General features: G+C 73.5%; 8 protein-coding genes. 6 read left to right on the top strand and 2 right to left on the bottom strand.

Translation table 11 applies throughout. The features are described 5' to 3' along the window. Both ACRYMY_RS18830 and polA read left to right on the top strand, forming a co-directional pair. On the top strand, nucleotides 1-547 hold a 547-nt coding region (locus ACRYMY_RS18830), incomplete at its 5' end, for a GNAT family N-acetyltransferase (protein WP_432548749.1). 94 nt (nucleotides 548-641) lie between these two features. Next, nucleotides 642-3,428 (top strand): DNA polymerase I, encoded by a 2,787-nt coding sequence (polA, locus tag ACRYMY_RS18825; protein ID WP_432548748.1) that lies wholly within the window; start codon nucleotides 642-644, stop codon nucleotides 3,426-3,428. A gap of 34 nt (nucleotides 3,429-3,462) precedes the next feature. Here the strand turns inward: polA and ACRYMY_RS18820 are convergent, their stop codons facing one another. After that, nucleotides 3,463-4,359, bottom strand: coding sequence for a class I SAM-dependent methyltransferase (locus ACRYMY_RS18820; protein ID WP_432548747.1), 897 nt, complete (start codon nucleotides 4,357-4,359; stop codon nucleotides 3,463-3,465). Nucleotides 4,360-4,580: 221 nt separating this feature from the next. Between ACRYMY_RS18820 and rpsA the strand changes: the two genes are divergently transcribed. After that, on the top strand, nucleotides 4,581-6,095 hold the full coding sequence (gene rpsA / locus ACRYMY_RS18815; protein ID WP_432548746.1) for a 30S ribosomal protein S1: 1,515 nt from the start codon (nucleotides 4,581-4,583) through the stop codon (nucleotides 6,093-6,095). Nucleotides 6,096-6,218: 123 nt separating this feature from the next. Here rpsA and ACRYMY_RS18810 read toward each other — a convergent pair whose 3' ends face one another. After that, complete coding sequence (locus tag ACRYMY_RS18810; RefSeq protein ID WP_432548745.1) at nucleotides 6,219-7,298, bottom strand: LacI family DNA-binding transcriptional regulator; 1,080 nt, start codon at nucleotides 7,296-7,298, stop codon at nucleotides 6,219-6,221. Nucleotides 7,299-7,676: 378 nt separating this feature from the next. On the opposite strand from ACRYMY_RS18810, the gene chvE reads away from it, so the two are divergent. From chvE to mmsB, 3 genes are all read left to right on the top strand, one after another. Continuing rightward, complete coding sequence (gene chvE, locus ACRYMY_RS18805; RefSeq protein ID WP_432548744.1) at nucleotides 7,677-8,825, top strand: multiple monosaccharide ABC transporter substrate-binding protein; 1,149 nt, start codon at nucleotides 7,677-7,679, stop codon at nucleotides 8,823-8,825. Nucleotides 8,826-8,892: 67 nt separating this feature from the next. Then, the gene (gene mmsA / locus ACRYMY_RS18800) at nucleotides 8,893-10,524 is read left to right on the top strand and encodes a multiple monosaccharide ABC transporter ATP-binding protein (RefSeq protein WP_432548743.1); all 1,632 of its coding nucleotides are present in this window, start codon (nucleotides 8,893-8,895) and stop codon (nucleotides 10,522-10,524) included. 50 nt (nucleotides 10,525-10,574) lie between these two features. Beyond that, a complete protein-coding gene (gene mmsB / locus ACRYMY_RS18795; RefSeq protein WP_432548750.1) occupies nucleotides 10,575-11,756 on the top strand; it encodes a multiple monosaccharide ABC transporter permease in 1,182 nt (393 codons plus the stop codon). The last annotated feature ends 147 nt before the right edge of the window (nucleotides 11,757-11,903 follow it).

Here is an 11,903-nt window from a genome sequence, read left to right as displayed (position 1 = left end):
ATCTTCCACCCGCCGGCCCCCCGCGCGCGCCGCGCGGCCCCCCCGCGCCCCCCGCCCCCCCCCCCCCCCCCCGGTGCGCGAGCGCCTGGTGCGCGCCCTGGCCGAGGACGGGGTGCGGGTGCTGCTGGCCACGGTGGGCGAGCGCCCCGTCGGCTACGCCCTGCTGCACTCCGCGCCGCTGCTGCCGCTGGGCGACCCCGGCGGGCCCAGCGTCGAGCACCTGCACGTGGTCCCCGAGCACCGCCGCCGGGGCGTGGGGAGGGCCCTGCTGCGCCGGGCGATGGCCGTGGCGCAGGCCGAGGGGGCCGACGAGCTGCGCTGCTCGGTCCTGCCGGGCGAGCGCGAGTACACCCGCTACCTGGCGCGGCTGGGCTTCGCCCCGGTCGTGGTGCGCCGGGCCGTCCCGCTGCCCGTGCTGCGCCGGCGCCTGATGGGCGACGCGCCCGCCGCCAGCGCCACCGAGGACGTGCTCGCCCGCCGCCGCTCGCTGCGCGCGCGGCTGGCCCGCTCGCGCGCCGAGGAGGCCACGGGCGCCTCGGCGTCCTGAGAGCGCTCCCGGACCGGCGCGGGCCGGACCGGGAGCGGCCCCGGCTCCCGGGACGCCGCGGGCGCTGTCGGGGGCGGTCACTACCCTGGCGGTCGTGACCCCCCCGGCCGCCCGCACCGCGACGAAGCGCTCGACGACCCCGACGAGGAAGCCGCCGGCGCCCGCGCCCGAGCGCCCGCGCCTGCTGCTGGTCGACGGGCACTCCCTGGCCTACCGCGCCTTCTACGCCCTGCCGGTGGAGAACTTCGGCACCACCACGGGCCAGCCCACCAACGCCGTCTACGGCTTCACCGCCATGCTCATCAACCTCCTGCGCGACGAGGAGCCGACCCACCTGGCGGTCGCCTTCGACGTCTCGCGCGCCTCCTTCCGCACCGAGGCCTACGGCGAGTACAAGGCCAACCGCGCCAAGAGCCCGGACGAGTTCCGCGGGCAGGTCGACCTCGTCAAGGAGGTCCTGGCCGCGCTCAACGTGCCCGTCGTGGAGGCCGAGGGGTACGAGGCCGACGACGTCATCGCCACCCTGACCGAGCGCGCGGTCGCCGAGGGCTACGACGTGCTGGTCTCCACCGGCGACCGCGACGCCCTGCAGCTCGTGCGGCCCGAGGTGACCGTCCTGTACCCGCTGCGGGGCGTCTCGGAGGTGCTGCGGATGACCCCGGAGGTCGTCGAGGAGCGCTACCTCGTCCCGCCCGAGCGCTACCCGGACCTCGCCGCCCTCGTGGGGGAGACCAGCGACAACCTGCCGGGGGTGCCGGGGGTGGGCCCCAAGACGGCCGCCAAGTGGATCACCGCCTACGACGGGTTGGACGGCGTCATCGCGCACGCCGACCTCGTCAAGGGGAAGGCGGGGCAGAGCCTGCGCGACCACCTCGACGGCGTCATCCGCAACCGCCGCCTGAACGCCCTCGTGCGCGACCTCGACCTGGGCGTCGAGCCGGCCGACCTGCACCGGCGCGCCTGGGACCGCGAGCGCGTGCACACCGTCTTCGACGGCCTGGAGTTCAGGGTCCTGCGCGACCGGCTCTTCGCCACGCTGGAGTCCGCCGAGCCGGAGGCCGAGGAGGGCTTCGGCGTCGACGGGGCCGTCCTGCTGGCCGGCGAGGTCGGCCCCTGGCTGGACGTGCACGCCCGTGATCGCACGGGCCTGCACGTGACGGGGGAGTGGGGCCGCGGCACGGGCGACGTCACCGGCCTGGCCCTGGCCGGCGCCGACGGCGTGGCCGCCTGGGTCGACCCGGCGACCCTGGAACCCGCGGACGAGGCCGCGCTGGTCGCCTGGCTGGCCGACCCCGAGCGCCCCAAGGTCGCCCACGACGTCAAGGGCCCCAGCCACGCCCTGCTGGCGCGCGGCTGGGAGCTGGCCGGCGTGGTGATGGACACCGCCCTGGCCGCCTACCTGTGCCGGCCGGACCAGCGCAGCTACGACCTGGCCGACCTCGCGGTGCGCCACCTCAAGCGGGAGCTGCGCGCCGAGGGGTCCGCGCCGGAGCCCCCCGGCGACGAGCAGCTGACCCTGGACGCCGGCGAGGGCCCGGTCGGCGGCGGGGACCACGCGCGCGCGCAGGAGGGCATGGTCCGCGCGCTGGCGATCGCCGAGCTGGTCGACGTGCTGTCCGCGGAACTGGAGGCCCGCGGCGGCACGCGCCTGCTGCGCGAGGTGGAGCTGCCGCTGGTGGCGGTCCTGGCCCGTCAGGAACGCACCGGCATCGCGGTGGACCAGCAGCTGCTGGCCGATCTGGAGCAGCACTTCGCCGACCGCGTCACCGACGCCGAGCGGCAGGCCTTCGCCGTCATCGGCACCGAGATCAACCTCGGCTCGCCCAAGCAGCTGCAGACCGTCCTCTTCGACCAGCTGGGCATGCCGAAGACCAAGCGCACCAAGACCGGCTGGACGACCGACGCGGACGCCCTGGCGGCCCTGTTCGTCAAGACGGAGCACCCGTTCCTGGCGCACCTGCTGGAGCACCGCGACGCCTCGCGGCTGCGCCAGACGGTCGAGGGGCTGCGCAAGTCCGTCGCCGACGACGGGCGCATCCACACCACCTACCAGCAGATGATCGCCGCCACGGGCCGGCTGAGCTCCACCGACCCGAACCTGCAGAACATCCCCATCCGCACCGAGGAGGGCCGGCGCATCCGCGAGGCCTTCGTCGTGGGCGCCGGCGGCGCCGACGGCGGGTACGAGAGCCTGCTGACGGCCGACTACTCGCAGATCGAGATGCGGATCATGGCGCACCTGTCCGGCGACCAGGGCCTCATCGACGCCTTCAACTCCGGCGAGGACCTGCACCGCTTCGTGGGCAGCCGGGTCTTCTCCGTCGCCCCGGCCGAGGTGACGGCCGAGATGCGCGCCAAGATCAAGGCGATGTCGTACGGCCTGGCGTACGGGCTGTCCCCGTTCGGGCTGTCCAACCAGCTGAAGATCTCGACCGAGGAGGCCCGCAGCCTCATGGACGAGTACTTCGAGCGCTTCGGCGGGGTGCGCGACTACCTGCGCGGCGTGGTGGACGTGGCCCGCAAGGACGGCTGGACGGAGACGATCCTCGGACGGCGCCGCTACCTGCCGGACCTCACCAGCGACAACCGGCAGCGGCGCGAGATGGCCGAGCGGATGGCCCTCAACGCCCCCATCCAGGGCTCGGCCGCGGACATCATCAAGGTCGCGATGCTCGGGGTGGACGCCCAGCTGCGCGAGGCCGGGCTGCGCTCGCGGCTGCTGCTGCAGGTGCACGACGAGCTGGTGCTGGAGGTCGCCGAGGGCGAGCGCGAGCCGCTGGAGCACCTGGTGCGCGAGCAGATGGCGGGAGCGGCGTCCCTGGCCGTGCCGCTGGACGTGTCGGTGGGGGTGGGCCGCTCCTGGCACGAGGCGGGCCACTGAGCGGTCGCCGACCGGCCGGGGGGCCCGTCGCCCCTCAGGGGCGGTCGGCCACCAGCACCAGCGTGCCGGGCAGCAGCTCGCCGCGCAGGCGCGACCAGCCGCCCCACACCTCCTCGCCGGAGGCCCACTCCGGCTCGACGAGGTCGACGACGACCAGGCCCGCGCCCACCAGCAGCCGCACCCAGTCCCCGACGGTGCGGTGGTGCTCGGCGTAGGTGGTGCGCCCGTGCTCGTCGGCCTCCACGTAGGGGCGGCGGTCGAAGTAGGAGTGCACCGCCGTCAGCCCCTCCGGCCCGGGCACGTCCGGCAGGGCCCAGCGCACCGGGTGCGGCACGCTCGCGGCGAAGCGGCCGCCCGGGCGCAGGACCCGCGCCGCCTCGGCCAGGACCCGGCCGGCGTCGGCCACGAACGGCAGTGCGCCGTAGGAGGTGCACACGACGTCGAACACCGCGTCGCCGAAGGGCAGCGCGCGGGCGTCGCACTGCACCAGCGGCACCGCCGGGCCCCCGGCCCCCCGAGCGGACCGCTGACCGGCCTCCTGCACGGCTGCGCCCTGGCGCAGCATCTGCAGGGAGAGGTCGGTGGCCACGGCGCGCGCCCCGCGCCCGGCCAGCCAGCGCGCGCACTGGCCCGCCCCCGCGCCCACCTCCAGCACGTCGCGCCCGGCGACGTCGCCGAGCAGCCCGGCGTCGGCCTCGCGCAGCCCGTCGGGGCCCCAGACGAAGTCGGAGCCGGGCCGCCCGTCGCCGAGGAAGGCGCCGTGCTCGGCGCGGTAGTCCGCGGCCTCCGCGTCCCACCACGCCCGCTGCGCCCGCGCGGTCTCGCCGGCGCCGACCGCGCGCCGGCCCACCGAGGGCTGGGGGAGGAGCTCGCCCGTCGCGGCGGGGGCGCTCGGGGTGCTGGGGGCGCTCGGGGTGCCGGGAGTGTCCACGGGCCCATCCTGGTCGGCGCGACCCGTCCTGGTCCGCTGCGGGAGCCGTCTTTGCCCTGGGCGCGAGCACCGCTAGGCTGTCACGGCGCGCGCCCGTCCCCAGGTCAGATCAGTGGTCCCGAACGAGTGGTCCCCGAGACGCCCTCCGGCCGGTCGCCGCGGGCGCCGGGACCTCCCCGGCGCTCCACCCTTCGACTGTCCCTGACGGAGCCCCTACCTCCATGACCACCACCACGACCGCACCGGCGGGCACCACCCCTCAGATCGCGATCAACGACATCGGGTCCGCTGAGGAGTTCCTCGCCGCGGTCGATGCCACCATCAAGTACTTCAACGACGGTGACATCGTCTCCGGCACCATCGTGAAGGTCGACCGTGACGAGGTCCTCCTCGACATCGGTTACAAGACCGAGGGTGTCATCCCCTCCCGCGAGCTCTCGATCAAGCACGACGTCGACCCCAACGAGGTCGTCGGCGTGGGCGACGAGGTCGAGGCCCTGGTCCTCCAGAAGGAGGACAAGGAGGGTCGCCTGATCCTGTCCAAGAAGCGCGCCCAGTACGAGCGCGCCTGGGGCACGATCGAGGCCAAGAAGGAGGCCGACGAGGTCGTCGAGGGCACCGTCATCGAGGTGGTCAAGGGCGGCCTGATCCTCGACATCGGTCTCCGCGGCTTCCTGCCCGCCTCCCTGGTCGAGATGCGCCGCGTGCGCGACCTGCAGCCCTACGTGGGCCAGAAGATCGAGGCCAAGATCATCGAGCTGGACAAGAACCGCAACAACGTGGTCCTGTCCCGCCGCGCCTGGCTGGAGCAGACCCAGTCCGCGGTCCGCCAGAACTTCCTCACGACCCTGCAGAAGGGCCAGGTCCGCTCCGGCGTCGTCTCCTCGATCGTCAACTTCGGCGCGTTCGTGGACCTGGGCGGCGTCGACGGCCTGGTGCACGTCTCCGAGCTGTCCTGGAAGCACATCGACCACCCCAGCGAGGTCGTCGAGGTCGGCCAGGAGGTCACCGTCGAGGTCCTCGACGTCGACATGGACCGCGAGCGGGTCTCCCTGTCGCTGAAGGCGACGCAGGAGGACCCGTGGCAGCAGTTCGCCCGGACCCACGCGATCGGCCAGGTCGTGCCGGGCAAGGTCACCAAGCTCGTCCCGTTCGGCGCGTTCGTCCGCGTCGACGACGGCATCGAGGGCCTGGTGCACATCTCGGAGCTGGCCGAGCGCCACGTCGAGGTGCCCGAGCAGGTCGTCCAGGTCAACTCGGACATCTTCGTCAAGGTCATCGACATCGACCTGGAGCGCCGGCGCATCTCGCTGTCGCTCAAGCAGGCCAACGAGTCGCTGGCCGCCAACGGCGACGAGTTCGACCCGTCGCTGTACGGCATGGCCGCCGACTACGACGAGCAGGGCAACTACAAGTACCCCGAGGGCTTCGACCCGACCACCAACGAGTGGCTCGAGGGGTACGAGGCCCAGCGCGAGGAGTGGGAGGCGCAGTACGCGCTGGCCCACGAGCGCTGGGAGGCCCACCGCCGCGTCGTGGCCGAGCTGGCCGAGGCTGAGGCCCGCGCCGAGGCCGAGGGCAACGCCCCCGCCGCCTCGTCGTCGTCGTCCTCCTCCTCGACCGGCAGCGGCTCGGCGCCGTCGTCCTACACCTCCGAGGCTCCGGAGGCGGCCGGCACGCTGGCCTCGGACGAGGCCCTCGCCGCCCTGCGCGAGAAGCTCACCGGCGGCAGCTGAGCCGCCCCGGGCCCACGCGCCCGGACAGCCGACGGCCCCGCACCCCTCCCGGGTGCGGGGCCGTCCGCGCGTGCGGGCCCGCCCGGCGCGCGAGCTCCACGGACCGCGCCGGGCGCCGCGCGGTCAGCCGGCGGCGGCCGTCCGGCGCTCGGCCGGGCCGCCCAGCGGGACGGCGGGCGGCACGCCCGTGCTGGCGCGCACCACCAGGCGCGGGCTGACGGCCTCGGGGTGGACGAGGCGGTCGCTCAGCCGCCCCAGGAGCACTTCGACGCAGCGGCGCCCGACCTCGGCGAAGTCCTTGTGCACCGTCGTCAGCGGCGGGGTGAGGTAGGCCGCGTCGGGCATGTCGTCGAAGCCGACGACGCTGACGTCGCCGGGCACCGTGCCGCCGGCCTCGGTGACGGCGCGCACCACGCCGAGGGCCATGTGGTCGTTGGCGGCGAAGACGGCGGTGGCCCCGTCCTCGAGCAGCCGCAGCGCCGCCAGGTACCCCGAGGCGGCCGTCCAGTCCCCGCGCACCGGTGCCGGGACCACGCGCAGGGTCTCCACGAGGGCCGTGCGCCAGCCGGTCGCCCGGGCGCGGGACTCCGCCCAGTCGGCCGGGCCGGCGAGGTGGTGGACCGTGCGGTGGCCCAGCTCGACGAGGTGCCGGACGGCCTCGTGGGCGGCGGCCACCTCCAGCCAGTAGGCGTCCGGCAGGCCCGGGCCGTCCAGGCCCGGGGCGAGCACGCAGGGGACGACGGCGTCCGCGGCGGCGACGGTCTCCTGGGCGGCGTCCTCGGGGACGATGGCGACCACGCCCTCGACGGACTGCTCGTGCAGCTCGCGCAACGCCTCCTCGACCGTCTCGGGGAGGATGTCGCGCACCATGACCACGGTGACCGAGTAGCCTGCCGCGCGGGCGGCCTCCTGCACGCCGAGCAGGGTCGCCGCGGTGCCGTGCAGGGTCGCCCGGGCGGCGACCACCCCGATCCGCCGGCTGCGCCGGGTGACGAGGGCGCGGGCGGCGGCGTTGGGGCGGTAGCCCAGCTCGGCGATGGCCGCCTCGACGCGCTCGCGCGTGCGCCGGGCCACGGACGGGGAGCCGTTGACCACGCGCGAGACGGTCTGCTGGCTGACGCCGGCCAGCTCGGCGACGTCGGCCAGGACGGGCGTGCGCACGGGCTCCCCGTCGGCGTCGGGGGTGCCGCGGTTCCGTCTCATGGGCGATCGTCCTGACCTGGGGCCGGCGCGGGAGCCGGGCGGTGCGCCGGTCCGGCGCCGGGACCCCGGCGGGACCCGCGCGGAGCGGGTGGGTGGGTGGCCGGTGGTGCCGGGCGGCGACCGCGCCGCCGCACCCCGGGGACGGGCCGAGAGTAACCCAGCGGACGGAACCGCGGGACGTCCTCCACCGTTGGAGCAGTCCTGCTTGACGGCCCCGCTGTTAACGCTAACAATGCTCGACGGGACGCAGCTCCGACGGGGACCGGGACGAGGAAGCCCGACGCCGGAGCGCCGCCCTGCACCACCGGTCGGCGGTGCACACCCCCTTGCGTCATGCCGTTGCACCATGACGTCCACGAGGTACAGAGGAGTTCCGCCGTGAAGACACGTCACCCCCTGCTCGCCCTCAGCGCCGGTCTCGTCCTCGCCCTGTCCGCCTGCGGCGGCGGCGGCGCAGGTTCGGGCGAGGGCGGCGGCGCTGCCGCCGGCGGCGGCGACGACGGTGAGGTCACCGTCGGCGTGGCCATGCCGACCCAGACCTCCGAGCGCTGGATCGCCGACGGCAACAACGTCAAGGCGGGTCTGGAGGAGGCCGGGTACACGGTGAACCTGCAGTTCGCCAACGACGACATCCCGACCCAGTCGCAGCAGATCGACCAGATGATCACGACGGGCAACGACGTGCTCATCATCGCCGCCATCGACGGCACCGCCCTGACGAGCCAGCTGGCCGCCGCGGCCGACGCCGGCATCCCGGTCATCTCCTACGACCGCCTCATCCGCGGCAGCGAGGACGTCGACTTCTACGTCTCCTTCGACAACTTCAACGTCGGTGTGCAGCAGGGCACCTCGCTGCTGAACGGCCTCGGCCTGCTCAACGAGGACGGCTCGCGCGGCGAGGCCACCGGCCCGTTCAACGTCGAGCTGTTCGCCGGTTCGCTGGACGACAACAACGCGCAGTTCTTCTGGGACGGCGCCATCAGCGCCCTGCAGCCGTTCATCGACGACGGCAGCATCGTCGTGAAGTCGGGGCAGAGCGACATCGCCCAGGCCGCCACCCTGCGCTGGGCGCAGGAGACCGCGCAGCGGCGGATGGAGGACCTGCTGACGTCGGCCTACAACGACGGCAGCCGCGTCGACGGCGTCCTGTCGCCCTACGACGGCATCTCGCGCGGCATCATCACCGCGCTGACCAACGCCGGGTACGGCGGCGCGGACCAGCCGCTGCCGATCGTGACCGGCCAGGACGCGGAGATCGCCTCCGTCAAGCTCATCAACGACGGCGTGCAGTACTCGACCATCTTCAAGGACACCCGCCAGCTGGCCGAGCAGGCCGTCACCGCGGCCCAGGCGTACGTGGACGGCGAGGAGCCCGAGGCGAACGACACCGAGACGTACGACAACGGCGTCAAGGTCGTCCCCTCGTACCTGCTCGAGTCGCAGATCGTCACGCGCGAGAACGTCACCTCCGCGCTCGTCGACACCGGGTACTACACCCAGGCCCAGGTCGACGCCGGCCAGGCCTGACCCGCAGCGCCCCGCGCCCGCCTGCCCGCCCCACCCCTGCTCACCCCCTGAGGACGACGGTGCGTCGATGACCGACAACATCCTGGAGATGCGCTCCATCACGAAGACGTTCCCCGGCGTGAAGGCGCTCTCGGACGTCTCGCTCTCGGTGCGCCGCGGCGAGGTCCACGCCATCTGCGGCGAGAACGGCGCCGGCAAGTCGACGCTGATGAAGGTCCTCTCGGGCGTGTACCCGCACGGCACCTACGAGGGGGAGATCCACTTCGACGGCCGCCTGTGCGAGTTCCAGGGCATCACCGACTCCGAGCGCGCCGGCATCGCGATCATCCACCAGGAGCTCGCGCTCGTGCCGTTCCTGTCGATCGCCGAGAACCTGTTCCTCGGCAACGAGCGCCGGGGTCGCGGCGGGCTCATCGACTGGCACCGCGCCAACGGCGAGGCCTCCAAGCTGCTGGCCCGCGTCGGCCTGGACGAGAACCCGACGACCCCCATCGGCCAGCTCGGCGTCGGCAAGCAGCAGCTCGTCGAGATCGCCAAGGCGCTGAGCAAGGACGTCAAGCTGCTCATCCTCGACGAGCCGACGGCCGCGCTGAACGACACCGACTCCGAGCACCTGCTGGGCCTGCTGCGCCAGCTGCGCAGCGAGGGCATGACCAGCATCATGATCTCGCACAAGCTCAACGAGATCGAGTCGATCGCCGACTCCACCACCATCATCCGCGACGGGCGCACCATCGAGACGATGGACATGCGCGCCGACGCGGTGACGCAGGAGCGCATCATCCGCGGCATGGTCGGCCGCGACCTGGACAGCCGCTACCCCGAGCGCGAGTCGCACCCGGGCGAGGAGGTCCTGCGGATCGAGGACTGGACCGTCGGGCACCCCGTGCAGGACCGCCTCGTCGTCGACGGCGCCTCGCTGTCCGTGCGCGCCGGCGAGGTCGTCGGCATCGCCGGGCTGATGGGCGCCGGGCGCACGGAACTGGCGATGAGCGTGTTCGGCCGCTCCTACGGCCGCTACCTGGGCGGCCAGCTGTACAAGCGGGGCAAGCCGGTCCGGGCGCGCTCGGTGCAGGAGGCCATCGGCCTGGGTCTGGCGTACGCCACCGAGGACCGCAAGAAGTACGGCCTGAACCTCATCGACGACATCAAGCGGAACGTCTCCGCGGCCGCCCTCGGCAAGCTGTCGCGCGCCGGACTCGTCAACGCGCACGAGGAGATCCGCGTCGCCGAGGGCAGCAAGCGCAGCATGAACATCAAGGCCCCGACCGTGATGGCGCTGACCGGCAAGCTGTCCGGGGGCAACCAGCAGAAGGTCGTCCTGTCGAAGTGGATCTACGCCGACCCCGACGTCCTCATCCTCGACGAGCCCACCCGCGGGATCGACGTCGGCGCCAAGTACGAGATCTACACGATCATCAACCGGCTGGTGGCGGCCGGCAAGGCCGTCATCGTCATCTCCTCGGAGCTGCCCGAGCTGCTGGGCATCTGCGACCGCATCTACACGCTGTCGGCCGGCCGCATCACCGGTGAGGTGCCGCGCAGCGAGGCCACCCAGGAGAGCCTGATGGCCCTCATGACCCGCGAGAAGGTGCTCGCACCCGCCGGTGCGGCCACCACGGACCCCGAGCCCGCCGCCCCGCCGGCCGCCGTCGCGGCCGACCGCGTCCCGAACCCGTCCCAGGAGGACCCGCGTTGAGCGCCAACGTCGTCAAGAGCCCGCCGGGCAGCACCCCGCCCAAGCACGAGGTGCACACCGCCAGCGCGAACCCCCTGCGCGCCATCGCCGGGAACCTGCGCACCAGCGGCATCTACATCGCCTTCGTCGTGGTCGTGGCGCTGTTCGCGGTGCTGACCGACGGCCTGTCGCTGAGCCCGGGCAACATCACCAACATCGTCCTGCAGTACTCCTACGTGCTGGTGCTGGCCATCGGCATGGTGATGGTCATCATCGCCGGGCACATCGACCTGTCCGTCGGCTCGGTCGTCGCGCTCACGGGCGCCGTGGCGGCCCAGCTCGTCATCGGCTCCAGCCAGCCGTGGTGGGTCGGCATCCTCGCCGCGATCGCCGTCGGGCTCGCCATCGGCGCCTGGCAGGGTTTCTGGGTCGCGTTCGTGGGCATCCCCGCGTTCATCGTGACGCTGGCCGGCATGCTGCTGTTCCGCGGCCTGACGTACTACGTCCTGGACAACGTCTCCCTGTCGCCCTTCCCGGCCGAGTACGGGCAGGTGGCCACCGGGTTCCTCAACGGGCTGTTCGGCGGGTACGGCTACGACGCCTTCACCCTGTTCATCGGGGCCTTCGCCGTCCTGGGCTACGCGGTGCAGCAGATCCGCACCCGCCGCGCCCGCATCCGCTACGAGCAGGTCGTGGACGCGCTGCCGCTCTTCGTCGCCCGCATCGCCGTGGTCGGTCTGGTCGTCATGGCCTTCGCCTGGCAGCTGGCGCACAGCCGCGGCCTGCCGATCGTGCTGATCGTCCTGGCCGTCCTCATCCTCGTGTACTCGGTCGTCACCAAGTCCTCGGTGTTCGGCCGGCAGGTCTACGCCATCGGCGGCAACCTGTCCGCCGCCCAGCTGTCCGGCGTGAACGTGCGCAGGGTGAACTTCTGGCTGTTCGTCAACATGGGCTTCCTGGCGGCCGTCGCGGGCATCATCTTCTCCTCGCGCTCCAACGGCGCCCAGCCCGGCGCGGGCACCGGCTTCGAGCTGGACGCCATCGCCGCGGTCTTCATCGGCGGCGCGGCGGTGACCGGCGGCGTCGGCACCGTGACCGGCGCGATGGTCGGCGGTCTGCTCGTCGGCGTCATCTCCAACGGCATGCAGCTGCTGAACGTCGACCAGTCCCTGCAGTCGGTCATCAAGGGCCTGGTGCTGCTGCTGGCCGTCGCGTTCGACGTGTGGAACAAGCGGCGCGGCGGCGTCCGCTGACGTCGCGCTGACGTGCTGCTGACGTGCTGCTGACGTGCTGCTGACGTCGCGCTGACGGACGTCCTGCGTCGCGCGGGGGCCCCGCCGGGGCACCGGCGGGGGCCCACCCCCGGGCGCGGGCGCCCCCCCCCCCCCCGGGGCCCGGGC

It is taken from the genome of Kineococcus haloalkalitolerans (genome assembly GCF_050871905.1).
In the GTDB taxonomy this organism is placed as follows: domain Bacteria; phylum Actinomycetota; class Actinomycetes; order Actinomycetales; family Kineococcaceae; genus Kineococcus.
Note: the sequence above shows the minus strand (reverse complement) of the source record. Positions and strands in the feature narration are given on the sequence as shown.